The organism is Phaeodactylibacter sp. (assembly GCF_022763345.1).
Lineage (GTDB): Bacteria > Bacteroidota > Bacteroidia > Chitinophagales > Saprospiraceae > Phaeodactylibacter.
Genome location: NZ_JALEGS010000020.1, coordinates 84649 through 110351, shown reverse-complemented (window position 1 = coordinate 110351; position 25703 = coordinate 84649). Strand labels below are relative to the sequence as shown.

Here is a 25703-nt window from a genome sequence, read left to right as displayed (position 1 = left end):
ATCCCGCTATTACTCCCCCCTTTGTTATTCGCGCCTATTGGGTCTTAAAACCCTTGAGTGCCTCCAACCCCCGCACCGCCTGCTCCACCCGCTCGCCGGCAATACTCCGCCGCAGCCCGGTAATCCAGGCAAAACGGGGCGTTGGCTTACCCATCTCCCGGATGAGCCAAAAGGTAAAAGGCAGAAGAGCCGCACTCAATACCATTTGCGCCAGCAGCCACTGCGGGTCCCCATTGGCAAAAAGGTCAATGCCGAAGAGCAGCTGGAACCAGAAAAACACATGTGCCAGGTAGAAGGGCACACTGCCCATGAGTATTTGAGTAATGGCGAGGCGGTGCTTGCGCAAGCGTTCCAGCCCCATTTGCACCTCCACTACCGGCCCGTCAAATTGGAGCATACTCAGCAGGATGAGCTGCCCTACACTGCCGCTTATACCCACCACTGCAAACAGGCTTAGCACCACTGCTGATATTTGCGAAGCAATATGCCCCTGAAAAGTGGCTATGCAGTTGCTCAGCCCGGCCAGCAGGAGTGCCCAGACCAACGTTTCGGCTATCCGGGCGGCCCACAGCGCCCGCAAAGGGCGGCGGGCGGCTTGCTGCTGCATTTGCCGGGCGATCATCAGATTCAGCCGGGTGTTTTGGTCCAATTGTGCCTGATGGCTTTTCCAGAGGGCTTTCCAGTCCTTCGTTTCCATGATGGTATTATTTTAGTTCTTTTTTGAGCCGCTGTTTTAGCCGGCTGATTTTCGTGCCCACGTTGCTCTTGCTGATGCCCAGCATCTCTCCGATTTCCTCGTGCGGGTAATCTTCCAGGTAGAGAAGCATCAAAGCGCGCTCCAGAGGCGGCAGAGCTTGCACCCAGCGGTGCAGTTGCTCACTCCGACCTGAAGGCTGCCCGGGCTGCCTGGTATGGGGTAGTGCTTCAAAAACCTCCTGATGCCGTTGGCGCCGCTCTTCCCTGCGCAGCCGGTCGATGCTGACATTCAGGGCGATGCGGTAAAGCCAGGTGGACAAAGCATAGGCCGGCTTGTAGTTGCCCAGCGACTGCCAAATCTGTACGAAGATGTCCTGCACCAGGTCCTCAAAGTCAGCCTCATTGCGGGTGTACAGGCGAGCCACCTTGAAGATAATGCCACGGTGCTGCTGCAGTACAGTTTCAAAATCGGGAGCCGGATGTTTAGCTTTGTTTGGCACGATGCGTGTGGTTGAATTGGTTTACATCTTATTATTCGATGTGGGCGGGGCAAAAATCACAGCAGCTCAGCTTTTTTCTAAAATTGCTTCTTTAGCACGCTCAGGACTTTGACCATGAAGACCACGTGCTCCTTCATATGACCGGTTTGATTGAAAGTACCGGTCAGGTAGACTTCCAGTTCCGGGCAGTAGTACATGTAGGAGCCGGTAGAGCCGGAATGCCCAACGAGGGTCAGGTCGGGCAGCAGGGGAAAAAGCCCCCGCAGGCGAAATTTACGGAGGCCATAACCGTACTCCATACCACGGCTTTCCGGCACCCACTGTTGCATGGCTTCGTAAGTACTGCGATTGATGAGCTTGCCCGTATTCAGGGCTTCCATAAACTGCAGGAGGTCATCCGTGGTGGTGAGCAGCCCACCGCCAGCCCAGTCGGCACTTAGGCTTCTAAAGGTGCTGATCTCCACATCACCTGCATAAAGTTCTGCCATTCGCCCGGTGTAGGGATCCAAAGGGTCCGAACGGAAATACATACTCGTATGGGTGAGCTGCAGTGGTTCCAGGATTTGGGCTTCCAGCACCTCGTGCAGGGGCTGCCGGTACAGCCGTTCTATGATAAGCCCGAGCAGAAAATATTCCGTATCGGTGTAGTAATAACCCTGCCCCGGTGGAAAGTGGGGCTTCAGGTTTTGGCGGGTATAGTCCAAAATGGCCTGAGGAGTCCAAAATTGGTTAGGCTCGGCTAGCATGCGCTCCAGAAAAGCCATGCCCTGCTCCGGTCGGTCCTCAAACCAATCGGGCAGCCCGGAGGTATGCTGCAGCAACTGAGCGATGGTGATTTGCCCGGTCATATCCACCCCATTCCACACATGGAGACCGGCGTAGGCCTCTTCCGGAAGGTAGTTGCTTAGTGGCGCATCGAGCTCCAGCTTCCCTTCTTCCACCAGCAGCATGACTAGTGTGGCGGTAAAGGTTTTACCAATACTTGCGGAATGAAAGGGATTGGCAGGGCTGACCAGGCTGCCGTCTTCAAATTGCCCCCCGGTGAAAGTCCACTGCATGCCGCGGCCCGGCGCATAGATGGAGAGGAAGGCGTTGTGAACCTTAGCCTTATCCAGCTCGCGCTGAAACAGCTTTTCAATTTTGCGCTCTGCTTTTTTAAGCCGTTGAGCAGGCCCCGGCTTCGGAGGAAAAAGGAAAGATAGCATCATGGTTGCAGTTAGGATCGTTTTCATTAGCGATCATCTTTGTTTGATACAAAGGTGCTGCAACCTGTTCCGGCAATCGTCCGGGAATGAAAAAGCGGACTTAATCTTAAAATTCGCCGTTAGCTTCCCTGTATACCACCGCGAGGACCACCTGCCCCACTGCCCGGAGGGTCCGCTTATCGATGATGTCGAGGTCATCTTTGTGGGTATGCCAGTGCTCGCCAAAGCCGGTTTGGGTGCCCTGCGCCCGGTTGATGATGTCGATCATCGGGATGCGTGCAATGGTATTGACGTAGTAATGGTCATCGGTAATGGCGCCCCCCTGCTGATTGACAAAGTAGTTGCCATAACCCATGTTCTGCGCCAGCGCCCATACTTTATTCACAACTTGCGGGGCATACTGCAAGGAAAAATACTCTTTGGGGAAGCGTGCGCCCTTAGCCCCTACCATATCCAACAGGATACCGTACTTCGGCTTCTGTGCACCGGTGACATGGGGGTTGCGCGACCAGTACTGCGAGCCTAAAGCGTAAGTGTCTGGCGTTTCGCCACCGCTTTCGCCAAAGTCTTCGGCATCAAAAAGCACAATATCGACGCCCATCTCGATAGGATTAGCCTGTAGCTGACGGGCGACTTCCAGTAGCACGCCAACGCCGCTGCCCCCATCGTCTGCACCCAGGATGGGCTCGTCCCGGCGCTCTTCACTGATTGGAGAATCAGCAAAGGGGCGGGTATCCCAATGAGCGGCAAGGAGAATGCGCTTTTGGGCACCGGGGTTGAACTGGGCGATGATATTCGTGGACTGCAGCACCTCGCCGGTGTAGGCCTTGGCTTCAAAGTCCTGCGCTATGACCTTTGCGCCGAAGCGCTCCAGCTGTTCGACCAGCCAGGCTTTGGTCTGACGGTGCCCTTCGGTATTGGGTACACGAGGACCGAATTCGACCTGCCGGGCGACATAAGCAAGGGCGGAGTCGCGCTCAAATTTCGGTACGCTGACTTTTTCTTTCGGCGGAGGAGGCGGGATGCTTTCACTACTGCTATCGGTGCCACAACTGTTCAGCAACAGCAACAGGCTGAACCCCAGGACTACGATTATTCTTTGCATGGTATTAATTGCTTAATTCTTAGACGGATCGAAGTGTTTCCAGCCTTGCGCGGTGATGTCGTGAAGTTTGCCCCCTTTGGAATTGAGCTTCACCCCATCTTCGGCAGGCACGATTTCTCCGGCGATGTAAATATCCGCCATATACTTCACCTTATCGAGGTCCTTTGGGTCTACTGTAAACAGCAGCTCATAGTCCTCTCCCCCGCTCAGGGCAACGGTAATCGGGTCCATATTGAAATCAATGGCCTGGAACTGTGCATCCTCGTGAATGGGCACGCCGCTTTCTTCAAGCAGCACACCTACGCCCGATTGCTTCGCAATGTGGAAGAGTTCGGAGCCCAGCCCATCCGAAATATCGATCATAGCGGTGGGCACCAGGTCCGCTTTGGCGAAAGCCTCTATCATGTCCTTGCGGGCCTCCGGTTTGAGCTGGCGCTCCAGTAGATAGTCGTGCCCTTCCAGCGTTGGCTGCAGCTCGGGGTCAGATAGGTAAATCTGTTTCTCCCGTTCCAGAATTTGAAGCCCCATGTAGGCGGCCCCCAGGTTACCGGTAATGCAAATCAGGTCACCTACTTTTGCAGTATTTCGGTAGGTCAGGCGCTCTTTATGCCCCTTTCCGATTGCAGTGACGCTAATGACCAACCCTTTGGGCGAGGAGGTGGTATCTCCGCCCACAAGGTCAACATTATACACACTGCAAGCCATACGTATCCCTTCGTACAGTTCTTCCATCGCTTCAACCGAGTAGCGGTTAGACAGCGCCACAGAAACCGTAATTTGCTGAGGGATGGCATTCATGGCGTAAATGTCAGAAAGATTGACGACCACCGATTTGTACCCCAAGTGCTTCAGGGGCGTATACATTAGGTCGAAGTGTATCCCCTCCACCAGCATATCGGTGGAAACAACGGTAAGTGCGCCCTGATGGTCGATCACGGCGGCATCATCACCTATGCCTTTAACGGAAGATTTGTGGTGCAGCGGAAAGCGCTGCGTGAGGTGGTCGATAAGCCCAAACTCACCGAGTGCATTGACATCGGTGCGTTTGGGCGGATTGGATTCGTTGGCCATAGTTAAAACTTGCTGTATTGGCGCGCAAAGGTACGGCCAAACTTACAGACGCTCTATTTTTTCGAGCAGTTCCTTGGTCTCTGTGTAGTCTTCGCCGCTGGCTTTGGCCAGTTCAATAGCTTTTTGGGCAGCAGCTTTTGCTTCTTTTTTGTTGCCCAGTTTGTAATGCAGGGCAGCAAGGGTGTCATTATTGTAAAAAGTGGACTCGATTTCCACAGAGCGCTCGGCCCACTTTACGGCTTCTTTCAGCATTTTCTTGTCATCTACGCTTTCGTAGAAAGTCCAGGCGATGGAGTTCAACTCGTTGGCATCTTCGGAAGGATAATCCCTCAGGTAATCCACTGCAGCCTGTGGGAAAGCGTCCGGGTTATTAATGCGGTAGTAATTCATTTTGAAGTTGGCAAAAATGGGCCCTGGGTTTTCCGGGAAAGCGGCTTTGAACTTCGCCTCTGCATCTGCCATCATCTTTTCTTCTCCATCTTCTGCACTTAGCGTCTGCAGGATAGCGCGCTGAATCTTATTGCTGATGTAACGTTCGCTAAACAGGGCTTCGTAGGCTTCGCGCCGCTTCAGGATTTCCTTGAAGTAAGGGTCGTCCATTTGGGTCGCCACCTGGAAGATGAGCTGCATTTCAGCCTCTCCGGTCCAGTCTTTCTGGGTGCTCAGGTAAGTGGTGGCAATCTCATTCGCATTTGCGGCCATTGCATCGGCAGCAGCGATGGCATAGTTTCTCAGAAATTCAGGGTCGCGCTCGCCTGCCTCAAACTTGCGCTCCATAGTCGCAATCTGTTTGGAGGGGTCCTGAGCTTCCTGGCCGAGCTGCAGGAAAGCTTCTGCATCCTGATAGCCTACGGCTTGGTGTACCAACTCGCCATTGGAGTTGATAAACAGTAATGTAGGATAGGCGCGTACCTTATACTTGCGTGCCAAGCCGGTCCCTTCGCCCTTTTCCATGTCAATCTTGGCATTGACAAAATTGTTATTGTAGTACTCGCCCACTTCGGCTTGGGTGAACACATCCCGGGCCATCATTTTGCAGGGCCCGCACCATTCGGCGTAAGCATCCACAAAAATCAGCCGGTCCTGATCCGCTGCTTTGGCCAGGACCTTTTTCCAGTTGCCGTCTTCAAACTGAATGCCCTCCTGCGCCAGTCCGGCGGTGGCAATAGCTGCAATCAGCACTAAGGCGATGGATAATTTCTTCATTGGTATGGTATTTATTGAATTTGCTTGATGTAATGCTCTACAGCACGTACCGCTAACGGGCTGTCAGCGGAGGCCATTTCCAGTGCACGGTTGGCTGCTTCCAATGCAGCCGTACGGTCTCCGTTTTGCAGGAGAATATTGGAATAGATGAGCACATGCTGGTATTTGGTGGTTTGGGAAGCCGCCGATTCTGCAATATCCTGTGCTTCAGACATCACTTTGTCGTCGTTTTTGAAGGCTTCAGACATGTCTTTGGCAAGTGTAGCCAATGCTTCGGGGTCTTTTTCAATACATTTTTTCGCATACTTTTTAGCTGCTTTCCGATAGTCATCGGCTTGTCCCCGGGACTGATAGAAAGCGAGTTGGGCCTCCAGCTCGAACGCCTCCGCCTCATCGCCCAGGTAGTCATTGCCTTTTCTGATGGCTTCTTCCAAAAGCATCTCACTATCGTATTTCAGGGCTTTCTCCACGGTTGCCTCACAGGCACGGCGCAACTGATCGGCTACGGCCTGTTTGCCCACAATAGCGGAGATGGCTTCCCGCCGCTCTGCCATCATGTTGAAGAGTTTGGAATCCGCTTCCGTCACTGCCTCGAACAAGAACTTGAGGTTCAACTCGGTGCTTAGATCCGGCTCGGTGTCGAAGTATTCATTGGCTACGCGAAGGCTGGACTCCCCGGCGTTGTTCAGGGCTTTTACGTAACGGTAGAGAAAGGCAGGATCGCGCTTGCCTTCTTCGTACTCTGCCTGGTACTCCTCCAGGTTGTCAGCTTTAGAAAGGGCTGTCTGCCCCAGCTTGATCAGCCCATCCACCTGCTGTGCGCCTTTGGCTTTTTGGACGATCTCGCCATCCGGGCCAATGAAAAACAAGGTGGGAAAAGCAGAGACCGGGTATTTTTTGCGGAACTCCAGCCCCATCCCTTTTTCCATATCAATTTTCATATTGATAAAGTGGCGATTGAAGAACGCACCGACCTCTTCCTGCGGGAAAACATCACGTGCCATCCGTTTACAGGGGCCACACCACTCGGCGTAGGCGTCTACGAAAATGATTTTGTCTTCCTGTGTGGCCTTCAGCAGGGCGTCTTCCCAGGAACCCTGGTAGAATTCGATGCCCTGAGCGGACAAGAGGATACTACTACCGGCCAGTAAAAAAAGTATTGCGAAAAATGACAGTATGGAATTGCGCTTCATGAGTTACTCTGTTGCTTGGTTGTTTTGCTGAAATTCTTTGACGACTTCATTAGCTGATTTGCCAGACTGAACGACGGTAAGCAGCATTTTAGCGTCTTTGGCAATAGGGTGCTTGGGGAACTGCTGCAGGAAAGCCTCGTACTTCTCCTCAGCCTTCGGCATATTCTCCAGGTCGTTGTCGTAGGTAAAGCCTTGAAAAAACAATGATTCTGGTACTTTCTCAAAGTCCGGATATACGGTGACCACACGGCCCCAAAGGTCTATTGCTTTTTCGTATTGCCCAATGCCCCTGGCAACCGCACCAGACTTAAACAGGAAATGCGGAGTAAGGGAATCCTGCTGGAAACGGTCCGCGAAAAGATCGGTTTTATCAATCAGGCTGACCGCCGAGGCGGTGTCAATCGTAGGATTGTCCATTTGCTTTTTCAACGTTCCTTCCAAAGCCAGGATTTCTTCTGCCAGCCGGTCTTTGGATTTATCTTCATCCGCCATGCGGTCGGGGTCGCCGCAGGCTGTAAAAATCAGCGCGACGAGGGCGAAGGTTAAAATATTCAGGGTTTTCATAATAGGTTGATTGGTCATTTGAGTAATCTGAAAGTAAGTAATTCGTGGCAATTTGCCAAGGGGTTATACCCCGGAATAACGGGCGATCAGGCGTTCAAACCATGCGCCCGGCAGCAGCCGCTTGAGTACAAGGGACAACCTTTGCAGCGGCTTCCCTATAGCATAAAACGGATGAAGGTGCCCTCTGTTGATACGGCGGGCAATAGTTTTCGCGACAACCTCAGCGGGCAGCCCTTCTTCCACTTCCTGATCAATAATTCTGTAGGCGCGCTCAAAACTCTTGGCGTAAGGACCATTGGGGTCGTATGCCTTGATCCGGTTGGCGTTGATATTGGTCCGGATATCGCCGGCGTGAATGCCAGTGATCTGAATGCCCAGCCCTCTCATTTCGAGGCGCAGCGACTCCGTAATCAAATCTACCGCTGCCTTGCTGGCACAATATACGCTCCGGTAGGGCAATCCAACCTTAGCTCCAATAGAACTAATGGTGAAAATCTGCCCCTGCCCCTGAGCCCGCATGATTGGGAGCGCTGCCTTACATACCCGGATAACACCCAGAACGTTGGTGTTCATGACCCGCTGTACCTCCTCCATGCTACAGTCTTCCAGAGGCCCTGCTATGCCGATGCCCGCGTTGTTGACCACGACATCGAGCCGCCCGGCTTCGGCTAATACCTGCTCCACACCGGACGCCACGCTCGCTTCCTCCTGTACGTCCATTGCAATCATACGAATATTGCCCTGATCACCATCGGGTGAACGGCTCGTACCATACACAGTGTGCCCCTGATGGCTTAGTTCCTGGGCAAGTGCTTTTCCCAGCCCCGAACTGGCACCGGTGATAAGGATAACTTTTGACATAAATTAGGTTGGGTTAACCGGGATTTCAAATATACGCAATACGAAGTGGTCACCGACGATAAATGTCGGGCTTACAGTCCAGACATTCATCGTCTGGGATCTTGGATTTGCGACATCGGCCCATGACGAAGCATAGCTTGTCAGGGCAGGCGCAAGCCACTTCCCATCGTAAATGCTGACCCGCCTGCCTTAGTATTAAGTACGGCGGACAGGCATTGAGTAGGTTTGCTGTGGCAAAACACTTAATCGTCAGTATACAACAAGTGCATCTTTTAGCCCTCTGCTTTATCAAAGAACAAAAAAATAACGCATGAGTGGAAAGATAGGATAAAAAAAGCCGGTACAATTGTATGTACCGGCTACCAAAATAAACACCTAAAACCCTATTAACTATTTTTGGCTCCGTTGAATGTCAGGGTGCGGAGCCTGCCCCTGATACGGCATCTACTTGATTTCGATGCGCTTTACAGGCTGTCCTTTGACTTCTTCCTTTTTCGGCAGCTCGATAGTCAGCACACCGTTTTCATACTTCGCTCCAATGCCTTCACCATTTACAGATTTAGGTAGTTGGAAGTTACGGGTGAAAGAAGTGTAATTGAACTCGCGGCGAACGAAGTTATCTTCTTTTACTTCGTCTTTGTGCGCTCGTTCTGCTTTGATCAGCAAGTGGTCATTTTCCACCTGAATGTCAAAGTCACCTCTTTCGAGACCCGGAGCCGCCACTTCGATCCGGAAGTGATCATGAGTTTCGACGACGTTCACAGAGGGCTGCGTCATCGCAAAGTCCCCACCCATGAAGTCAGTGATGGAATTGCCAAAGAAGTTGTCAAACATCTTGCTGATTCCTGTTGGTTGATAATTCACCAGATTTTTCATAGCATTTAACATTTGGTTTAACAAAAAGCCTTCTTAGACAGATTTCGTGGGCAATGAGAGCAATGAGCACATAGATGAAAAATTAATAAACTCAAGCACTCATTGCTTTCATTGCATTGACCACTACACTCTATTTAGAAGAACAAATAGGTTGCTGCTGAAATTCACTGCTTTGTGTAAAAGCTGTGTAAAAGCAATAGTTACGCAATTTCAATCTTACGGGCAGGCTTGGGCTTGGCTTCCTCTCTTTTAGGGAGGTTGACGTGCAGTACACCTTGCTCATAGATCGCTTCCACGTTTTCCGTATCGATCAGCTTGCCGAGGCGGAAGGACCGCTGGAAACGGTAGTTGCCAAATTCCTGCCGCTTAACGGTTTCGCCCTCGCCTGCACTCCAGTCGCGCTCCACTTTGATGGTAAGCAGACCTTTGTCCAGTTCAATCTCAAAGTCAGACTTCTGCAGCCCCGGAGCTGCTACCTGAAGTACAAAGTCGTCTTCACGCTCAAGGACATTTACCGCAGGCTTGAAAGTACGAGTCGCTACCGGCTGATGGGCCGCTCCAAATACTTCGTTGACCACCCGGTCAAAATCGGTGAAAAGCGAAGGGAATGCAGTGCGGTTTGGCTTAACGGTTACAAGTGTCATGGTTGTATTCTTTTTTGTTGGTTGTCTGATTAATTACACTTCACCATATGCAATTGGCATACCAAACCGGAAGCGCGGACAAACTTGCCGGGAAAGCAACAAAAAACATGCTATTTTGACACCTAGAACCAATACCGAGTGACAAAATGACCGAAAAACACCAACATCCCCACAGCACTTCACGTTCAGATGTCAGAAAACACTTACTAAAGCAAGCCTATGGGCAAAAAAAACCTCCTACCCTGCCCGAGCCCTCCGCGATCTTTGCGACCACTCCTTTGCGCCCTCTGCGTGAATTCCTAAGCCCCAAACTCTACCAATTTTCCTATCTTGCTCCCCGCAAAAAGACGAACGACATGTTTCAGGACAAGATTTTTGAAGGCAAGACTGCCCTTGTCACCGGTGGGCGCAGCGGCATTGGGTACGAAATTGCCCGGCAACTGCTCAACTACGGCGCAGAGGTCTACATCGCTTCCCGCAAGGAGGAGCCCCTGAAAGAGGCAGCAGCAGCGCTCAATAAATTGGGCACCTGCCACCACTTCGCCCTCGACATCCGGGAGCCGGAAAAAATTGATGAGCTGGCGGAATACATCATGGACAAGAGCGGTAAGCTCGACCTCTTGGTCAATAATGCCGGCGGGCAGTTCCCCTCCCCTGCTGAAGGCATTGCCCGGAAGGGCTGGCTGGCCGTCATCAATACTAACCTGAATGGCACCTGGTTTATGACGCAGGCTATGGCCAATACCTTCTTTCTTCCTCAGGAATCAGGCAGCATCGTCAACATCATTGTGGATCATTACCGGGGCTTCCCGGGCATGTCGCATACAGGTGCTGCGCGCGCAGGCGTCGACAACCTCACGAAATCGCTTGCCGTGGAGTGGGCCAACCGCAATGTGCGCATCAATTCCGTAGCACCTGGTATCATCAAAAGCTCTGGCTTGGAAAACTATCCGCCGGAAATGGTCGCTCAGGTTAGCGGCACGATACCGGTGAAGCGGCTGGGCAAGGTGGAGGAAGTGGCAGAAGCGGTCTTATTCCTATCGCTGGCCGATTATGTGACGGGCGAGACCCTTTACATAGACGGGGGCTCCCGCCTGTGGGGTGATATGTGGCAAGCTTAATGAAAAGGGCAAGCCCTGGAGCCTGCCCTCTGTGTAGATTTATTTCAATTTTTACCTTACTCTTCCAGCAACTTCGGGCTCATCCCCATGTTTGAGAAGCCGCCATCGTGGTAGAGATTCTGCATGGTCACCATGCGGGTCAGATCTGAGAACATCGTTACACAGTAGTCCGCACAGGCTTCCGCTGAAGCATTGCCTAGTGGCGACATTTTATCCGCATAATCGAAGAACTCCTGAAAGCCTTTGATGCCGCTGCCTGCAGTCGTTACTGTTGGAGACTGGGAAATGGTATTCACGCGTACCTTTTTCTCTGCAAAGTGGTAGCCAAAGCTACGGGCAAAGGACTCGAGCAGGGCTTTAGATTCCGCCATCTCGCTATAGTCCGGGAAGGTGCGCTGCGCTGCGATGTAGCTTAAAGCCACAATAGAGCCCCACTCGCTCATCGCATCCATTTTATACAGCTGCTGCATCACCTTGTGGAAGGAGATGGCTGAAATATCGAATGTTTTCTGCATCCACTCATACTTCAGGTCGGTATAGGTTCGGTTCTTGCGCACATTGAGCGACATGCCAATGGCGTGCAGCACGAAGTCAATCTTGCCACCCAGAATTTCCTGTGATTCGCCGAAGAGTTTCTCAAGATCTGCTTCGCTTGTGGCATCGGCGGGGATGACCTCGGCGTTAAGTTTTTTGCCCAATTCCTGAATGCCGCCCATGCGCAGTGCAACGGGGGCGTTGGTCAGGGTAATGGTGGCGCCTTCTTCCACACAGCGCTCCGCCACTTTCCAGGCGATTGATTTGTCATCAAGCGCACCGAAGATGACGCCGCGCTTTCCTGCTAGTAAGTTGGTACTCATATCGTTTGAATTCTGCTTTTCATTTAACTGCTCTGCAGCAATAATTCTTTAGCGGTATTGATGGCGGACTCGCTGGGCGGATCCTGGCTGAGCATCGTCGCTATAGCGTATACCCGGCCTTCCATTTCGAGGGGGCGGACCTCCGTGACGGTGCGGTCCTCCTTATCTTTTTTGTATACAAAATAATGGGCATTAGCCTTGGAGGCAATCTGCGGGGAGTGGGTAATGGATACAACCTGATGTTCACTGCTGAGCTGCCGCAAAATAGAGCCCATCTTCAGGGCCACATCTCCGGAAATACCGGTATCGATCTCATCGAAAATTAAGGTCGGCAGCGGGATGGCGCTGGCCACAAGGGACTTCACCACAAGGGTCAGGCGGGACAATTCACCACCCGAGGCTACATCCTTGATCAGCTGCAGGCGGCCGCCCTTGTTAGCGGCAAAGAGGAAATTGACTTCGTCAAAACCGGTAAGCTCAAGGTCTTCCGTTCGGCTGATATCGACTTTAAGTTTGGCGTGCTGCATGGACAGCTGTGCCAGCATTTGCTCGACTTTGTTCTCAAAGCCGCCCACCACGCTATGACGGCGGGTGCTCAGTTCTTCAGCCATAGCCTCCAGCTGTTGGCGCTGCTCCTGTGTGGACTGCTGTAGCCGTTCGATTTCCTGACTGAGGTCACCAATATCATCAAGTTGCTGTTGCAAATCCGCCTGTATATCCAAAAGCTCTTTGATGGAAGCGACCTGATGTTTGTTTTGCAACCGGTAGACCATATCGAGGCGCTCCTGCACTTCCTGCGTGCGCTCCGGGTCATGCTCGGTCTCATCCGCGATAGACTCGAATTCCTGAGCCACATCCCGAAGCTCTTCCACCAGGCCACTGAACCGGCCATAAAGCCCTTCAATACGCCGGTCAAAGCTACTGACCGACTTGATGGCCTGCGTCAGTTCTTCCATTTGCCCGATCACCGAGACCTCGCTTTCTGACAACTGCTGGAAGGAAGCCGCCAGGGTGCGTTTAATGTCCTCGGCATTGGTCAGGCGGCTGAGCTCTTCCTCCAGTTCCTCCTGTTCTCCATCTACCAGTTCTGCTGTATTGAACTCTTCCAGCTGGAACTGCAGGAACTCGAGTTCCTTGGCAGACTTTTGCTGACGGTCAATGAGGGATTTGAGCTGTTTTTGGTCGCGCTGATAAGCACTGAACAGGCTTTGGTACTGTGCCAGCAGCGGGCGGTTCTCTGCCAGGGCGTCCAGCAGCCGGAGCTGAAAGGACACTTTGTGGATATCCAGGTTGTCAAATTGCTGATGCAGGTCGATGAGCGTAGAGCTCAGATCCTGCAGCACGTTGAGCGTTACCGGTGTATCGTTGACAAACGCCCGGGATTTGCCGGAAGGCGTGATCTCCCGCCGGATGACCACCTGTGGGTCGAAGTCCAGGTCATGCTCATCAAAGAAGCTCTGTAGATCATAGGCTTCGACATTAAAAAAGCCCTCAATGGTACACTTGGAGTCCAGATTGTAGAGGGACTTAATGTCTGCACGACGGCCCATGACCAGGCCTAGTGCGCCCAGCAGGATAGACTTGCCGGCTCCGGTTTCACCAGTAATAATGGTGAGCCCCTTCGAGAAGTCAATCGTCAACTCCTCGATGATGGCGTAATTCCGGATGTGAAGGCGCTCAATCATAGCGAATATTCAAAATTTGCAGGGCAAAGGTACGGCTTTTCCCGATTATTGGAGCCCGGTTAAAAGATGGTGTTTGGTGTCCTGCTGCTGCCCGTTTCCGGCGCGTTGCCCGAAATTGGTCAATTGCGGCCGCTTATCAAAGCTGTTGCTCAATAATTTGTCGGCAAATCCGTTATTTTGCCCCGTATTGATGCATGAAATTCGAATAAAAACAAACCAGATAAAATGAAAAAAGTACTCTTTACCCTCCTGTCCCTTGTTTTATTGTGGAGCTGCCAAACCGATGGCGGCTCAAATTTGGTGGAAACCGACCTGATGGAGCACGGTGTGCCGGTTACGATTATGGCACCGGACAGCGCAGTGGTCAAAGCCCGCAACATGGGTACGCTTATGAAAGATGTCACGGTCAAAGGCGAAGGCAATTACGACCTGCAAATTATGGCTTCGAGTGCGACGACCAGTGATTTGGCGCGTGTTAAGGCGGAGCAGCTTGCAACCGTCAAAACCAACCGCTATTTTTCCCGCATCGTCAGCGAAGAAGAGAAGGGTTTCCTCTACGAAATGGCGCTCGACAGCAACAATTTGAACTACAATTTTCGCTACATCCATCTACAGGGCGATCAGGAGATCATTTTCTCTGCCGGCATGGCGAGCACCTTATCTCAGGAGGAAGCAGAGCGGATTTATGAGGCGGTGAAGCAGTAAGGGATAACGATAGAGGGGTAAGCTTCGTGAGCAAACCTGATACGCATCTCACCGGGTGCATTAACCCAAGCCGGTGTTGGGGCATTCCCCCGGTGTGCTATATTTCAAAGGCAAGTACGCCCGGCGAAAGTAGTGCCCGGAAAGGAAAAAGGCTTCCGCAAGTTACCGCGGAAGCCTTTTTTTCGTACATGTGATTTTCTGAATGGGACCCTAAAATGCTTCTTTTAGTACATCGACATTAAAGAAGATCAGGATCAACAGAAGAATGCTTAGAATGATCATGGGAAAGGGATTAAAAATGAAAAAATGGGGTTGATTCATTCTTCTCAACACCTGAAAAGCCAGTTGACTATCAGATCGTTTTAGCATGTTGTTTGTAAAAGAACATCTTATTAACTTTTTCAAAGATACGGGTTTTGACCGCTCGCCGCAAGGTCCCGATTGTCCCTCTGCCTGCCAAACGACAATATCGAATTTTGTTAAACAAGAACTACGCAATGAATAAATCACTGATAGACAGTGTTTAAAAAAGAAATAGGCACTCTCCCTGTACCGGGAAAGCACCTATGTCAAAGTTTTCTTAAAATGTCAGCTTAGAAGGATGAGGCGCCTTCGTTCGCGTCATTGTAGTTCTCGCTCACCTTGCCCCAGTCGATGACATTGAAGAATGCTTCGATATAGTCCGGGCGGCGGTTCTGATAGTTCAGGTAGTAGGCGTGCTCCCATACATCCAGGCCGAGGATAGGCGTACCGTCAGCGTCCACGACGTCCATCAGTGGGTTGTCCTGATTTGGAGTGGACGTAACGAACAGCTTGTCATGCTTGTCTACGCAAAGCCATGCCCAGCCGGAGCCGAACTGTGTTGCTGCAGCATTGGCGAATTCATCTTTGAATTTCTCGAAAGAACCGAAATCGCGCGCGATCGCTTTGTGGATATTCATGCGCTCAGATGGCTCGCCGCCACCGTCCGGAGACATTACTTCCCAGAACAGTTTGTGATTGAAGAAGCCGCCGCCGTTATTGCGTACGCCAGCACTGTGCGCTGATACATTGGCGAGAATCTCCTTGATGCTTTTCTTCTCCAGGTCTGTGCCTTCGATAGCGGCATTCAGCTTAGAGGTATATCCTGCGTGGTGCTTTGTGTGGTGGATTTCCATGGTGCGCGCGTCGATGTGCGGCTCCAGGGCGTCATAGGCGTAAGGTAACTTTGGCAATTCGAAAGCCATAATTTTGGAGTTTTGATTAGTTATGGAATTTATTCGTTTTGTCAACAGCCTGCCACTCAAACAGACTGCTCTTACAGGGTTAACGCCGAGCCTCATTTTAAGTTTACCCAAAAAGCTGCTGAGTTGCCCGGTCCTGCCCGATATCTTTGGCTGTTGGCTCCCAAAATCTCCCGCTATGCTGTACCTTAGCGGAGCATAATTTCGAGATCAAAAACCAAATTAGGAATATGGAATTCAGAAAGGAAAAAGATAGCATTGGGTACATAGACGTACCTGCCGATAAATACTGGGCCGCTCAGACCCAGCGCTCTTCCGAGAACTTCCGCATTGGTGGCCACACCATGCCGAAGGAGATCATCCGCGCTTTTGCCATTCTCAAAAAGGCAGCGGCTATGACCAATCAGGAGGCGGGCGTCCTGTCTGCGGACAAAGCGGAAGCTATCGCGGCGGTATGCGATGAAATCCTGGCGGGCAAGCTGGACGATCAGTTCCCACTCGTAGTCTGGCAGACTGGCTCCGGCACACAGTCCAACATGAACGTTAATGAGGTGGTGGCTAACCGCGCACACGTTCTCAAAGGCGGAAAACTGACAGACGAGAAGAAGTTCCTCCACCCTAACGATGATGTCAATAAGTCCCAATCATCCAATGATACTTTTCCTACGGCCATGCACATTGCGGCATATCAGATGCTGATGGAAACGACCATCCCGGGCATCGAAGCCCTGCGCGATACGCTGGATGCCAAGTCAAAGGAATTCATGGATGTCGTGAAAATCGGCCGTACTCACTTTATGGATGCTACCCCAGTTACGGTGGGGCAGGAGCTTTCCGGTTATGTGGCTCAGCTCAACCACGGGCTGCGTGCCATTAAAAATACCCTGCCTCACCTGGCAGAACTGGCACTCGGCGGCACGGCAGTTGGCACAGGCCTGAACACACCCGAAGGCTACGCAGAGAATGTGGCGAAGCATATCGCTGACCTCACCGGGCTGCCATTCGTGACTGCGCCCAACAAGTTCGAATCCCTGGCGGCGCACGATGCCATCGTAGAGTCGCACGGTGCACTGAAGACCGTTGCCGTTTCGCTTATGAAGATTGGCAACGACATCCGGATGCTGGCTTCCGGTCCCCGTTGCGGTATTGGCGAGCTCATCATCCCTGCCAATGAGCCGGGTTCATCCATTATGCCGGGCAAGGTCAATCCGACCCAGTCAGAAGCCCTGACGATGGCGATGGCGCAGGTGGTAGGCAATGATGTGGCCATCAACGTAGGCGGCATGACCGGGCAGTTTGAACTGAATGTCTTCAAACCGGTGATGATCTTCAACTTCCTGACTTCCGCCCGCCTGATCGGCGATGCCTGTGTAAGCTTTGATGAGAATTGCGCCAAGGGCATCGAGCCAAACTACGACCGCATCAAACAGAACCTCAACAACTCCCTGATGCTGGTGACTGCACTGAATACCCACATTGGGTACGACAATGCAGCGGCGATTGCCAAAAAGGCACATGCTGAGAACTCCACCCTCAAGGAAGCGGCCATTGAGCTGGGCCTGCTTACGGCAGAGCAGTTTGACGAATGGGTACGCCCGGAAAATATGATCTAAACCTTAATACCTACTGCCCGGATCGATAACGCTCCGGGCGGTTTTGTTTTAGCTTGTGGCAAAAATCTTAGCCCGGTCGCGGAAAGCTTTAAATTCCAGAGCATTCCCGCTCGGATCAAGGAAAAACATCGTTGCCTGTTCACCAGGCTCCCCCTTAAAGCGGATATAAGGTTCGATGACAAAATCAGTCCCTGCCGCCCGCAGCCGGTCCGCCAGCTTTTCCCAGGTTTCCATATCAAGTATAGCGCCGAAGTGGCGTACCGGCACCGACTTACCGTCTACCGGGTTGGTCATAGGGTCTGCCGGGCGCTCATCCGTCAGGTGTGCGGAAAGCTGATGCCCGAAGAAGTCAAAATCGATCCATCGCTCGGCCCTGCGGCCTATTTTGCAGCCCAGGGTGCCTTCGTAAAATTGACGGGTCGCCTCAATATCGCTAACCGGAAAAGCCAGGTGGAATGGTGTCATGTTTTGATGCCAATATCGTAAAAAGGTCTTAAAACTGCTATGGCATGCAACCGAAAGCCCATTCCTTTGTTACGAAAATCTGAACGCAAACAGCCAGCCAAAATAATTCAGACCGCTCGAACGTATGATCGTAGTGAGCAATATTCGTAAGAAATAATGCTCCGTTTGGCGCTGGATATTCACGTTTTAAACCTATTGTAATACTCCGGGCAAAAGGCTCGCTGCTAAAAGCGGGTACTGCCCTGTACATCTTAAGTCAACACCAATGAGAAGATTTGCATTTTCTTTCCTACTGCTTATTGCAGCAGTTAATCTCTGGGCGCAACCGGCTTCGGCTAAATACGCACCAGCGCCTACCGACAAAGCGCTGCTCTGGAAGGTAACAGGCAACGGCCTCGAGGTTCCATCCTACGTTTACGGCACTATTCACATGATTGGCCGGGACGACTACTTCCTGACCGAGTCTGCTAAGAAAGCCTTTGAGTCTGTTAAGCACGTAGCTTTTGAAATTGACATGGAAGACATGACCGATATGTCCAAAATGATGCCGCTGATGATGAAGGCCTTCATGGTGGGCGATACGACCCTGAAGGACTTACTGACCGAAGAGGAATACGCACAGGTCAGCGAGCACTTCCAGCAGGTAGGGCTGCCGATGATGTTCGTGGACCGCATCAAGCCGATGTTCCTGTCGGTACTGGGCAGTGGCGAGGACATGATGAGCTTCAATCCTAATGCCGAGAGCAGCATGGTTTCCTACGAGATGGAATTCATGAAAATGGCGCAGGAGAGGGAGATGGACATTGACGGGCTGGAGACCGCCGAGTTCCAGATGAGTATGTTCGACAGTATCCCCTACAGCGTACAGGCCAAAATGCTAATGGAAGCCATCAACGCTGAAGACGGTGGCGCCACTGATCAGTTTGATGAGATGGTCAAGCTCTACAAAGATCAGGACATCTATGCTATGCAAAGCATGATGGACGAGGAAGGCGGCATTGCCGGGTACGAAGACCTGCTACTGGTGCGCCGCAACCGCAACTGGATCCCCATCATGGAGGAAGCTATGAAACAGCGGCCTACGTTCTTTGCCGTCGGTGCCGGCCACCTTGGCGGTGAGGAAGGAGTGATTGCGCTGTTGCGGGAGGTGGGCTACACCGTGGAGCCGCTTGTGGATTAGAGCCGCTTAGACTTACCATATCTGAGCCTAATAGACTTGATGCTTGATTTGATTTTGACGATTTAGTATATTTACGGTAAATAGTCTTATTTGCCGTAAATATGCAAAACCGCGATTCCATTAATCAACTATTCGCCGCATCAGGTGGTGTACTAAGTACTACTCAATTGAATAACGCAGGATACTCTTACTATGCCATAAAAAAGCTACTAAAAGATGGCACAATTGAAAGAATCCGGCATGGCTGGTACCGACACCTCACACTAGCGGATAATGAATGGGAAGAAGTAAATGCTCTTGTAAAGGATGGGGTTTTCTGCCTGCATTCGTCCGCTCAGCTTCATGAGCTAAGTACATTCGTATCTGGGGCGTATCAGGTAGCGATAGACTGGAAAAGGCGAATCAGGCTGCCTGCTTACCCGCCCGTAAAACTTTACTATTGGAAAGATGAACAGTACACGTTGGGAATAAGTCAGAAAATAGTAGATGGCGCTAAATTAAGCGTCTACGATATGGAAAAAACAGTGTGTGACTTCCTTAAAGCTCGAAATAAGCTTGGCTTGGAGGCGGTAAAGGAGGTAACTCAACATTACTTTGATCACCCTGAACAGGACATCAACAAACTAATGCGCTATGCCCGGAAGTTGGGTATCTATTCAGTAGCCAGGCAATATTTCGAACTAATGGTATGAAAAACACAGTGGCTTCCATACAGGGTCGCCTAAGGGTTATCTCGCGCTCGAATGGTCAGAATTCATCAGCTAATACTCACACGTTATTTTCAGGAGCGTTTACTGTACCGACTCGCTCAGTCTGCTTACCGAAGTGATTTTCTACTTAAAGGCGGGACCTTGCTCTATGCATGGGAAGGGCTAACTACTCGCCCAACTTTGGACGTAGACCTACTGGGTTGGCAAATTTCCAATGATTTGAACTCTATCAAGGTAATCTTTCAGGAAATCTGTGGTATTGATTATCCTAAAGACTGTGTCATTTATAATTTTTCAAAGCTGGAAGTGAGCAAGATTGTAAAAGAAGGAAATTACACAGGTGTGCGCATAAAGGTGCCTGTAAATCTGGGTCAAATTAGCCAGCGCCTACAGATTGACATCGGTTTTGGTGATGCTGTAACTCCAGGTCCGGTAGAAATGGTCTATCCAACGCTTCTGCCAATGGATGAACCTGAAATCCTTGCCTATTCAAAGGAGAACCTCATTGCAGAAAAGTTCGAAGCGATGATTGCACTTGGAGAACTCAATAGCCGGATGAAAGATTTCTATGACCTTTACTCCATTCTTACAAGTGATAATTCTATTGACCTGGGACAGTTAGAGGCTGCTATTCTGGCTACATTCAATAGGAGACGAACTCGGCTAACCAAAGACCACCCTCTCTTTGATCCTGCTTTTGCAAAAGACAAACGGAGAGTAACTCAGTGGCGGGGCTATTTAAAGAAGATAAAGCTCGATCCTGGCATTTCATTACATCAGGTAATGACTATAATCCAGGAAAAACTGGAAAGCATTTACGTATCAATGCTGAAAAACAAAAATAATTAGTCCGAAAGTCAGCATATTTTTGAAAATCAGCGCCTTAGGGTGATAAATGGCAGTGCAGGCAGGCTCAGATATTCGTATTTTGAATCTCATCTTGCTTTTTCACCATAAACCTGATTGCCATGTGGACTAAAGATATCAAGAACGTCAGAGCCGGAACGCTGATAGATGTGCGCTACCGGGAGGAATTTGACCAATGTAATGTACCAGGATCGGTAAACATTCCATGGGACCTTCACCTTTACTATCTGGATGAGCTGATGGAATACCCCAAACCGCTCGTCTTTTTCTGCGAAGAAGGCTACCGTTCCGGATTAGTCGCCCTGTCCTTACAAACCCTCGGTTTTGAAGAGGTCTATAACGGCGGAAGCTGGCTGGATGTCCTCAACGAACTCGAAGCAGACGTACTAACGGCTGCCTAAAACCATTCTTTATGCATTACAAAACGGCTACGGCCTGGATTTTCGCGGTTCTGGTACTGAGTGTCGTCTTAATGATGCTTTACCCCACGGGCTTGGTAATCGGTCTGGGCATGTTCCTGGTGCCGGTACTGCTCCTGGTACAGACCGTGGTTGTCTTGCGTTCCAGCGAGCGCAGTGAAAAGACCTTTTCAGAGGGTCATTGGTACGAAGACCGCGAAAAGCAATCCTAAATTTAGACCTGCCGGGGAACTTATCCGCAGCGCCTGTGTGTAGTATTTCATAATTACTGCATAACTACAGCAGGCAACCGCTGCTGAAAAGTACACCCAATGTTCCAAAAAGGTTTTGCTGTTTATGTGGATGCCTTCCGGGGGCTGTCCAAAGAAATATGGCTCCTTTCCAGCGTAATGCTCATCAACCGGGCCGGCACGATGGTCCTGCCTTTCCTTTCTGTTTATCTTACACAAGACGTAGGCTTTAGCCTGTCCCAGGCGGGCTGGATCATGAGCTGCTTTGGCGGAGGCTCCATTCTTGGCGCATACGTGGGTGGCAAACTGGTAGACCGGATTGGGTTCTACGAGACGCAGTTTTGGTCGCTATTCCTGAGCGGGTTTATCTTCATCGCGCTGGGGCAGGTGAAAGGCTTCTACGGGCTTTGCGCGATGGTGTTCCTGGCCAGTACGGTAGCAGATGCTTTCCGCCCGGCCAACTTCGCTGCTGTTGCTTCCTACAGCCACAGCGCCAACCGGACCCGGGCAGTAGCCTTGCTCCGCCTCGCTATCAATCTGGGCTGGGCAGTAGGTCCCGCCGTAGGTGGTATGGTCGCTATCGCCTATGGGTACGAATGGCTGTTTTGGGTAGACGGGCTGACCTGCATCGCTGCCGCTCTGTTTTTCCGGGCCGCTCTGCCTAAGCGCTTCCTGGAAACCGATGAGGAGGAAGAAACCGAAACAGGCATTTTTCAGGGCAAAGCCCACCACGATAAGCGATATTTGTTTTTTCTGCTGCTGGCTTTGCTCAATGCGATTGCCTTTATGCAGTTGTTTTCTACTCTTCCGGTCTATTTTAAACAGGAAGTCCTGCTCGACGAGGGGCAGATTGGCCGGCTAATGGCCATGAATGGCTTGGTGATCGCCCTAATCGAAATGCCACTGATCTACGTGCTGGAGCGCCGCTTTAGTGCTACACAGATCATCACACTTGGCACCTTTATGATTGGGCTGACCTATCTGTTGTTCAGTGGGCTGGGCACGGCGGCATGGGTGGCCCTTGCTGCCATGCTAATGCTGACTTTTGGGGAAATTCTGAGCCTGCCCTTCATTGCGACGATGGCTATGGGCTTCACCAATAAACGCAACCGGGGGGCTTACATGGGTCTGTTTTCGGTTACCTACTCCCTTTCGCACGTCATCGCGCCTAACCTGGGGCTACAACTGGTGGCCTGGGCAGGTTTCGGAACGCTCTGGTATGTGCTTTTCGCAGCAAGCGCTATAGCTGCCGGTGGGTTTTGGCTACTGCGCCGGCGGGAACAGTTGCAAATAGCCTGAACATCGAAGGGCCACTCTCGTTATATCATTGAAAATTAGTAAACTAAAGAATAAAAAATGACTAACGAAACTAAGAATTGGCCAGACCTCGCGATTGGATTGTTCGAACGCCTAACTGGCAGAAATGCAGAAATTTCTTACCAGTTTGATGACTTCGAACTTCACGTGCCCAGCAGTACCGCTGATGATGCAGAGCATGCACAGTGGAAGATGAATGGCACGCTGAAAATCACAACTACTGAGAAATAAGATATCCTCAAACTGAACCCTGTGCATTGCTCTCCCCCGAGAGCAATGCCTGTTTTTAGACCCACCGCGATGAATATTTCCACCTATCTTTCCTCCCTTTCTCTCGAAGGGCAACTCAACCTTGAGTCTCCACATGGCGAGGCACACTTTACCGCTTCCCGGTCTGAGAACCAGATACGGCTCCATTTCGAGAACGCACCAACTTTCCGGCACTTTCTTTCTTCTGTCCGGCCTCATATCCAACCTGCCAAAGCAGGTAAGTTGCTGGAGTCTTTGAAGCAGATGCCTCAGGATATATCCGTGACTCTTGGCCGTAAGGAAATCCTGAGCCGCCAACCCGATGGGCAACTCAATATCAATTATCGAACAACCGGATGGCAGTGGCTGCGGTGGCGGTTATCGCGTATGTTTTGATATGCAAGCCCAGTTACTTTGAAATCCCCGCTAAAGTGTTGATTTTTGCAGGCTAAACAAAAGTTGGCAATGATTGGCACAGATATTAAGCGCGCAGTAGCGTTGTTGAAAGCAGGGCAATTGGTCGCCATTCCCACCGAAACGGTGTATGGCCTTGCCGGCAATGCGCTTGACCTTTCCGCCGTCTCTCAGATTTTTAAAGTCAAGAACCGGCCAAGTTTTGACCCGCTGATTATCCACTTGCCTGCTTTCTCTGCTATCTCTCCTTACGTGAAAGGCATACCTGAAGCCGCTGCGGCACTAGCTGTTCATTTCATGCCCGGCCCTTTAACGCTGCTATTAGAAAAATCAGAACAAGTGCCCGATATGGTCACCGCAGGTTCTCCCTTCGTAGCGGTACGTATTCCTGCCCACCCGATGGCACATCAATTGCTTAGCCAGCTCGACTTCCCAGTCTCTGCACCAAGCGCCAACCCTTTTGGGTACATCAGCCCAACTACGGCAGCGCACGTTGATGAGCAACTCGGGCCCCAAATACCTTACATTTTGGACGGCGGGCCCTGCGAGATAGGGTTGGAAAGTACCATCGTAGGGTTCCCAGGCGGGAAGCCCACAGTCTACCGCAAAGGCGGCATTGCTGTAGAAGCCCTGGAAAGTGTAGTCGGTCCGGTTGAGGTCAGGGCTCATTCTTCATCCAACCCACAGGCACCTGGAATGCTAAAAAGCCACTATGCCCCGCGCACGCCCTTGGTATTGGGCAACCCCGAAGACTTTATCGCAAGATACCGGGTTGAAGAGATTGGCTGCATCCGGTTTCAAACGGCATTCAGTGGCGTGCCCGAAGCACAGCAGTTAATTCTATCCCCCTCAGGGGACGATCAGGAGGCAGCCCGGAGGCTGTTTGCAGGGATGCGGCAGCTGGATCGTAAACCCTTATCCGTTATCGTAGCCGAGCTGCTTCCGGAAGAAGGGCTAGGGCGAGCGATCAATGACCGGCTGCGGCGGGCAGCAGCACATTAGTGGTCGGCAACAGCGTCTTTGCACCACTGCATAGCCGTTTGGAAATCACCCACCACTTTATAAGGCACCGGCTGTTGCTGTAGCGCAAAAATACCCTTAAGCGCGGTGCGGATGATGGGGTTTGGAATGTGGTAAGCCGTACCTTGGCAGTACTGTTTCATTAGGCTTTCGTTGGTTTTCAACCACTCTGCCTGCCTCTTTTGAAACTTAAGCCCTGGCAATACTGCATTTTGTGCATCAAAAAGATAGGCAAAAGGCAACGCCCGGTCATAAGCTTCGTACAAATCATTGAGGTACTGCAGGAAATTCTCTTCCGTTGCCTGGTTCCCTGTGAAAGCAACCACGACGACTGGGTAGGCATCGAAGTGAAAAGTAGCGTAAAGGTCCATGCCGAATTTTGATTACATATAGTTGAAAATTTCCGGAATACGCCGGAGAGATCAATGAAATTAGTATATTTAAATGCCAATTGCCGCCAAATGTTTTTCTCCAAACTCTACAAAACACCAAAACGATGTTGAATTTTTACTCTGCCAGCAATGGGCAGGTTAATTCTAAAAAGGCCATTCAGCAGTGCCTTACTGCTGCTTTAGGCGAGGCGCCCCCCAGCACTTTTCAGGACAAAATGCTGATCGTCGTTCACAGCACCATTGGGCATGACTTTGATGAAATCATAGCCGGTGCCCGTGAAGTTTGCCCGCAGGCAGAGCTTGTTGGCTGTACCTGTGCAGGTGTAATTGGCAAGGAAGGCGCCAATGAAAGCATGCGTGGACTGGGAGTGATGGCAGTCGTGCCCGACGAAGCACAGGAATACCATGTGACGAGCTGCGACAACATCAGAGGGCATAACTCCTATGAAGAAGCCCGAAAAATGGCCCTGGAGCTGAAAGCCACTCAGGCAAATGTTAATATGATCCAGTTTTTGGCCTCTGGCATTGATATTGCGGCTGACCGCGCCATCGAAGGCATTGAGTCTGTCTTCGGAGCGGACATGCCCATTTTTGGCGGCACCAGTTCTGACAATATGAGGGCCATAAGCTCCTATCAGTTTGCAGATGGCAAGGTATTGGAACGCGGAGCGATTATGATTGGCTATTCCGACCCCACCTTAACGGTAGAAATGGGCGTCCACCACGGTAGTGTACCTATAGGGCAGCCCTTTTCGGTGACCCGATCAGAAGGCAACCGGGTTATCGAGATAGAAGGAGAGCCTGCCTGGCCCTACCTGATGAGCAAACTTGACTTCCCTGCGGATACTCACCCCGGCCCCTGTATCCCTGTAGCGGGCATGGCAGAACTATTGCCGGATGGCTTTCGGGAACCTTACGACAACGACCACATTCTGCGGGTCATTGTAAAGGTAGACGAGGACGGCAGTTTTTACATGCCGGTAGATTGCCCTCAGGGGACACGCCTTTGGATTGTGGAACGCGATGAGGAACTGATTTTCGCCGGGCTTGACCGGATGATGGAACGCCTTACTACCCAGATTGGCGACCGGGAAGTCGCTGCGGTTTTCCATACCGATTGTGCGGCACGCGGCCGGGCCATGTTTGATTCAATCGTCAAAGATGAGATTATTGAGAACATGCAGCAGCCCCTCACTAAGGGCACACCCCTGCCCTGGCTGGGCATGTATGGTTTTGGAGAGTTCACCCGATTAAAAGGCAAAAATCTCTTTCACAACTACACGACTTCAATTTATGCATTGATCAGACAATAGGC

29 protein-coding genes are annotated in these 25703 nt (G+C 51.2%); 13 read left to right on the top strand and 16 right to left on the bottom strand.

From position 1 onward, the window contains the following. Positions 1 to 34: 34 nt before the first annotated feature. The 11 genes from MRY86_RS05355 to MRY86_RS05305 all read right to left on the bottom strand — a co-directional run bounded on the left by MRY86_RS05355 (position 35) and on the right by MRY86_RS05305 (position 9921). Positions 35 to 697, bottom strand: coding sequence for a hypothetical protein (locus tag MRY86_RS05355; RefSeq protein WP_293566604.1), 663 nt, complete (start codon positions 695 to 697; stop codon positions 35 to 37). 7 nt (positions 698 to 704) lie between these two features. Next, positions 705 to 1196, bottom strand: a complete 492-nt coding sequence (locus MRY86_RS05350) for a sigma-70 family RNA polymerase sigma factor (RefSeq protein ID WP_293566603.1) — start codon at positions 1194 to 1196, stop codon at positions 705 to 707. A gap of 77 nt (positions 1197 to 1273) precedes the next feature. After that, the gene (locus MRY86_RS05345) at positions 1274 to 2428 is read right to left on the bottom strand and encodes a serine hydrolase domain-containing protein (protein ID WP_293566602.1); all 1155 of its coding nucleotides are present in this window, start codon (positions 2426 to 2428) and stop codon (positions 1274 to 1276) included. Between the two features lie 79 nt (positions 2429 to 2507). Further along, a complete protein-coding gene (locus MRY86_RS05340) occupies positions 2508 to 3506 on the bottom strand; it encodes a M28 family peptidase (RefSeq protein WP_293566601.1) in 999 nt (332 codons plus the stop codon). A 12-nt stretch (positions 3507 to 3518) separates the two neighbouring features. Further along, positions 3519 to 4577, bottom strand: a complete 1059-nt coding sequence (gene thiL, locus MRY86_RS05335) for a thiamine-phosphate kinase (RefSeq protein ID WP_293566600.1) — start codon at positions 4575 to 4577, stop codon at positions 3519 to 3521. Between the two features lie 42 nt (positions 4578 to 4619). Further along, on the bottom strand, positions 4620 to 5783 hold the full coding sequence (locus MRY86_RS05330; RefSeq protein WP_293566599.1) for a thioredoxin domain-containing protein: 1164 nt from the start codon (positions 5781 to 5783) through the stop codon (positions 4620 to 4622). Between the two features lie 11 nt (positions 5784 to 5794). After that, a complete protein-coding gene (locus MRY86_RS05325; RefSeq protein WP_293566598.1) occupies positions 5795 to 6976 on the bottom strand; it encodes a thioredoxin family protein in 1182 nt (393 codons plus the stop codon). 3 nt (positions 6977 to 6979) lie between these two features. After that, the gene (locus tag MRY86_RS05320; protein WP_293566597.1) at positions 6980 to 7540 is read right to left on the bottom strand and encodes a tetratricopeptide repeat protein; all 561 of its coding nucleotides are present in this window, start codon (positions 7538 to 7540) and stop codon (positions 6980 to 6982) included. Between the two features lie 63 nt (positions 7541 to 7603). Further along, positions 7604 to 8401 carry an SDR family oxidoreductase gene (locus MRY86_RS05315; RefSeq protein ID WP_293566596.1) on the bottom strand — a complete coding sequence of 266 codons (798 nt, stop codon included), beginning with the start codon at positions 8399 to 8401 and terminating at the stop codon, positions 7604 to 7606. 444 nt (positions 8402 to 8845) lie between these two features. Continuing rightward, the gene (locus tag MRY86_RS05310; RefSeq protein WP_293566595.1) at positions 8846 to 9277 is read right to left on the bottom strand and encodes an Hsp20/alpha crystallin family protein; all 432 of its coding nucleotides are present in this window, start codon (positions 9275 to 9277) and stop codon (positions 8846 to 8848) included. A 200-nt stretch (positions 9278 to 9477) separates the two neighbouring features. Continuing rightward, on the bottom strand, positions 9478 to 9921 hold the full coding sequence (locus MRY86_RS05305) for an Hsp20/alpha crystallin family protein (RefSeq protein ID WP_293566594.1): 444 nt from the start codon (positions 9919 to 9921) through the stop codon (positions 9478 to 9480). 146 nt (positions 9922 to 10067) lie between these two features. Here MRY86_RS05305 and MRY86_RS05300 point away from each other — a divergent pair, with 146 nt between their 5' ends. Continuing rightward, the gene (locus MRY86_RS05300; RefSeq protein WP_293566593.1) at positions 10068 to 11042 is read left to right on the top strand and encodes an SDR family oxidoreductase; all 975 of its coding nucleotides are present in this window, start codon (positions 10068 to 10070) and stop codon (positions 11040 to 11042) included. Positions 11043 to 11098: 56 nt separating this feature from the next. On the opposite strand, the gene MRY86_RS05295 is transcribed toward MRY86_RS05300, so the two are convergent. Both MRY86_RS05295 and recN read right to left on the bottom strand, forming a co-directional pair. Then, positions 11099 to 11899: an SDR family oxidoreductase gene (locus MRY86_RS05295; RefSeq protein WP_044217173.1), complete on the bottom strand. Its 801-nt coding sequence runs from the start codon at positions 11897 to 11899 to the stop codon at positions 11099 to 11101. 23 nt (positions 11900 to 11922) lie between these two features. Further along, the gene (recN, locus tag MRY86_RS05290; RefSeq protein ID WP_293566592.1) at positions 11923 to 13584 is read right to left on the bottom strand and encodes a DNA repair protein RecN; all 1662 of its coding nucleotides are present in this window, start codon (positions 13582 to 13584) and stop codon (positions 11923 to 11925) included. Between the two features lie 225 nt (positions 13585 to 13809). Between recN and MRY86_RS05285 the strand changes: the two genes are divergently transcribed. Next, entirely contained in the window at positions 13810 to 14289 is a 480-nt protein-coding gene (locus MRY86_RS05285) for a hypothetical protein (protein WP_293566591.1), read from the top strand. Between the two features lie 593 nt (positions 14290 to 14882). Here the strand turns inward: MRY86_RS05285 and MRY86_RS05280 are convergent. Further along, complete coding sequence (locus tag MRY86_RS05280; protein WP_293566625.1) at positions 14883 to 15515, bottom strand: superoxide dismutase; 633 nt, start codon at positions 15513 to 15515, stop codon at positions 14883 to 14885. A 227-nt stretch (positions 15516 to 15742) separates the two neighbouring features. Here MRY86_RS05280 and fumC point away from each other — a divergent pair, with 227 nt between their 5' ends. Further along, a complete protein-coding gene (fumC, locus tag MRY86_RS05275) occupies positions 15743 to 17125 on the top strand; it encodes a class II fumarate hydratase (protein ID WP_293566590.1) in 1383 nt (460 codons plus the stop codon). Positions 17126 to 17173: 48 nt separating this feature from the next. On the opposite strand, the gene MRY86_RS05270 is transcribed toward fumC, so the two are convergent. Beyond that, on the bottom strand, positions 17174 to 17590 hold the full coding sequence (locus tag MRY86_RS05270) for a VOC family protein (RefSeq protein WP_293566589.1): 417 nt from the start codon (positions 17588 to 17590) through the stop codon (positions 17174 to 17176). 265 nt (positions 17591 to 17855) lie between these two features. Here MRY86_RS05270 and MRY86_RS05265 point away from each other — a divergent pair, with 265 nt between their 5' ends. The 9 genes from MRY86_RS05265 to MRY86_RS05225 all read left to right on the top strand — a co-directional run bounded on the left by MRY86_RS05265 (position 17856) and on the right by MRY86_RS05225 (position 23978). Beyond that, positions 17856 to 18770: a TraB/GumN family protein gene (locus MRY86_RS05265; RefSeq protein ID WP_293566588.1), complete on the top strand. Its 915-nt coding sequence runs from the start codon at positions 17856 to 17858 to the stop codon at positions 18768 to 18770. A gap of 101 nt (positions 18771 to 18871) precedes the next feature. After that, a complete protein-coding gene (locus MRY86_RS05260; RefSeq protein ID WP_293566587.1) occupies positions 18872 to 19462 on the top strand; it encodes a type IV toxin-antitoxin system AbiEi family antitoxin domain-containing protein in 591 nt (196 codons plus the stop codon). A gap of 51 nt (positions 19463 to 19513) precedes the next feature. Next, positions 19514 to 20329, top strand: coding sequence for a nucleotidyl transferase AbiEii/AbiGii toxin family protein (locus MRY86_RS05255; RefSeq protein WP_293566586.1), 816 nt, complete (start codon positions 19514 to 19516; stop codon positions 20327 to 20329). A gap of 119 nt (positions 20330 to 20448) precedes the next feature. Further along, complete coding sequence (locus MRY86_RS05250; protein WP_293566585.1) at positions 20449 to 20748, top strand: rhodanese-like domain-containing protein; 300 nt, start codon at positions 20449 to 20451, stop codon at positions 20746 to 20748. Between the two features lie 11 nt (positions 20749 to 20759). After that, positions 20760 to 20978 (top strand): hypothetical protein, encoded by a 219-nt coding sequence (locus MRY86_RS05245; RefSeq protein WP_293566584.1) that lies wholly within the window; start codon positions 20760 to 20762, stop codon positions 20976 to 20978. Between the two features lie 99 nt (positions 20979 to 21077). Beyond that, positions 21078 to 22295, top strand: coding sequence for an MFS transporter (locus MRY86_RS05240; protein WP_293566583.1), 1218 nt, complete (start codon positions 21078 to 21080; stop codon positions 22293 to 22295). 57 nt (positions 22296 to 22352) lie between these two features. Beyond that, positions 22353 to 22544 (top strand): hypothetical protein, encoded by a 192-nt coding sequence (locus tag MRY86_RS05235; RefSeq protein ID WP_044217193.1) that lies wholly within the window; start codon positions 22353 to 22355, stop codon positions 22542 to 22544. A 69-nt stretch (positions 22545 to 22613) separates the two neighbouring features. After that, positions 22614 to 22958, top strand: a complete 345-nt coding sequence (locus MRY86_RS05230) for a hypothetical protein (protein ID WP_293566582.1) — start codon at positions 22614 to 22616, stop codon at positions 22956 to 22958. A gap of 63 nt (positions 22959 to 23021) precedes the next feature. Beyond that, on the top strand, positions 23022 to 23978 hold the full coding sequence (locus MRY86_RS05225) for an L-threonylcarbamoyladenylate synthase (protein ID WP_363325407.1): 957 nt from the start codon (positions 23022 to 23024) through the stop codon (positions 23976 to 23978). Here MRY86_RS05225 and MRY86_RS05220 read toward each other — a convergent pair. Next, positions 23975 to 24367 (bottom strand): hypothetical protein, encoded by a 393-nt coding sequence (locus MRY86_RS05220; protein ID WP_293566580.1) that lies wholly within the window; start codon positions 24365 to 24367, stop codon positions 23975 to 23977. The two genes, MRY86_RS05225 and MRY86_RS05220, sit on opposite strands and share 4 nt — an antisense overlap. Before the next feature lie 125 nt (positions 24368 to 24492). Between MRY86_RS05220 and MRY86_RS05215 the strand changes: the two genes are divergently transcribed. Continuing rightward, complete coding sequence (locus MRY86_RS05215; RefSeq protein WP_293566579.1) at positions 24493 to 25701, top strand: FIST N-terminal domain-containing protein; 1209 nt, start codon at positions 24493 to 24495, stop codon at positions 25699 to 25701. Positions 25702 to 25703 lie beyond the last annotated feature (2 nt).

What these genes read in the sequence shown, in the direction of transcription:
- MRY86_RS05355 (WP_293566604.1), bottom strand. Translation starts at nt 697, where the DNA reads ATGGAAACGAAGGACTGGAAAGCCCTCTGGAAAAGCCATCAGGCACAA.
- MRY86_RS05345 (WP_293566602.1), bottom strand. Translation starts at nt 2,428, where the DNA reads ATGAAAACGATCCTAACTGCAACCATGATGCTATCTTTCCTTTTTCCT.
- MRY86_RS05340 (WP_293566601.1), bottom strand. Translation starts at nt 3,506, where the DNA reads ATGCAAAGAATAATCGTAGTCCTGGGGTTCAGCCTGTTGCTGTTGCTG.
- thiL (WP_293566600.1), bottom strand. Translation starts at nt 4,577, where the DNA reads ATGGCCAACGAATCCAATCCGCCCAAACGCACCGATGTCAATGCACTC.
- MRY86_RS05330 (WP_293566599.1), bottom strand. Translation starts at nt 5,783, where the DNA reads ATGAAGAAATTATCCATCGCCTTAGTGCTGATTGCAGCTATTGCCACC.
- MRY86_RS05325 (WP_293566598.1), bottom strand. Translation starts at nt 6,976, where the DNA reads ATGAAGCGCAATTCCATACTGTCATTTTTCGCAATACTTTTTTTACTG.
- MRY86_RS05320 (WP_293566597.1), bottom strand. Translation starts at nt 7,540, where the DNA reads ATGAAAACCCTGAATATTTTAACCTTCGCCCTCGTCGCGCTGATTTTT.
- MRY86_RS05315 (WP_293566596.1), bottom strand. Translation starts at nt 8,401, where the DNA reads ATGTCAAAAGTTATCCTTATCACCGGTGCCAGTTCGGGGCTGGGAAAA.
- MRY86_RS05310 (WP_293566595.1), bottom strand. Translation starts at nt 9,277, where the DNA reads ATGAAAAATCTGGTGAATTATCAACCAACAGGAATCAGCAAGATGTTT.
- MRY86_RS05305 (WP_293566594.1), bottom strand. Translation starts at nt 9,921, where the DNA reads ATGACACTTGTAACCGTTAAGCCAAACCGCACTGCATTCCCTTCGCTT.
- MRY86_RS05300 (WP_293566593.1), top strand. Translation starts at nt 10,068, where the DNA reads ATGACCGAAAAACACCAACATCCCCACAGCACTTCACGTTCAGATGTC.
- MRY86_RS05295 (WP_044217173.1), bottom strand. Translation starts at nt 11,899, where the DNA reads ATGAGTACCAACTTACTAGCAGGAAAGCGCGGCGTCATCTTCGGTGCG.
- recN (WP_293566592.1), bottom strand. Translation starts at nt 13,584, where the DNA reads ATGATTGAGCGCCTTCACATCCGGAATTACGCCATCATCGAGGAGTTG.
- MRY86_RS05285 (WP_293566591.1), top strand. Translation starts at nt 13,810, where the DNA reads ATGAAAAAAGTACTCTTTACCCTCCTGTCCCTTGTTTTATTGTGGAGC.
- MRY86_RS05280 (WP_293566625.1), bottom strand. Translation starts at nt 15,515, where the DNA reads ATGGCTTTCGAATTGCCAAAGTTACCTTACGCCTATGACGCCCTGGAG.
- fumC (WP_293566590.1), top strand. Translation starts at nt 15,743, where the DNA reads ATGGAATTCAGAAAGGAAAAAGATAGCATTGGGTACATAGACGTACCT.
- MRY86_RS05270 (WP_293566589.1), bottom strand. Translation starts at nt 17,590, where the DNA reads ATGACACCATTCCACCTGGCTTTTCCGGTTAGCGATATTGAGGCGACC.
- MRY86_RS05265 (WP_293566588.1), top strand. Translation starts at nt 17,856, where the DNA reads ATGAGAAGATTTGCATTTTCTTTCCTACTGCTTATTGCAGCAGTTAAT.
- MRY86_RS05260 (WP_293566587.1), top strand. Translation starts at nt 18,872, where the DNA reads ATGCAAAACCGCGATTCCATTAATCAACTATTCGCCGCATCAGGTGGT.
- MRY86_RS05255 (WP_293566586.1), top strand. Translation starts at nt 19,514, where the DNA reads ATGGTCAGAATTCATCAGCTAATACTCACACGTTATTTTCAGGAGCGT.
- MRY86_RS05250 (WP_293566585.1), top strand. Translation starts at nt 20,449, where the DNA reads ATGTGGACTAAAGATATCAAGAACGTCAGAGCCGGAACGCTGATAGAT.
- MRY86_RS05245 (WP_293566584.1), top strand. Translation starts at nt 20,760, where the DNA reads ATGCATTACAAAACGGCTACGGCCTGGATTTTCGCGGTTCTGGTACTG.
- MRY86_RS05240 (WP_293566583.1), top strand. Translation starts at nt 21,078, where the DNA reads ATGTTCCAAAAAGGTTTTGCTGTTTATGTGGATGCCTTCCGGGGGCTG.
- MRY86_RS05235 (WP_044217193.1), top strand. Translation starts at nt 22,353, where the DNA reads ATGACTAACGAAACTAAGAATTGGCCAGACCTCGCGATTGGATTGTTC.
- MRY86_RS05230 (WP_293566582.1), top strand. Translation starts at nt 22,614, where the DNA reads ATGAATATTTCCACCTATCTTTCCTCCCTTTCTCTCGAAGGGCAACTC.
- MRY86_RS05220 (WP_293566580.1), bottom strand. Translation starts at nt 24,367, where the DNA reads ATGGACCTTTACGCTACTTTTCACTTCGATGCCTACCCAGTCGTCGTG.
- MRY86_RS05215 (WP_293566579.1), top strand. Translation starts at nt 24,493, where the DNA reads ATGTTGAATTTTTACTCTGCCAGCAATGGGCAGGTTAATTCTAAAAAG.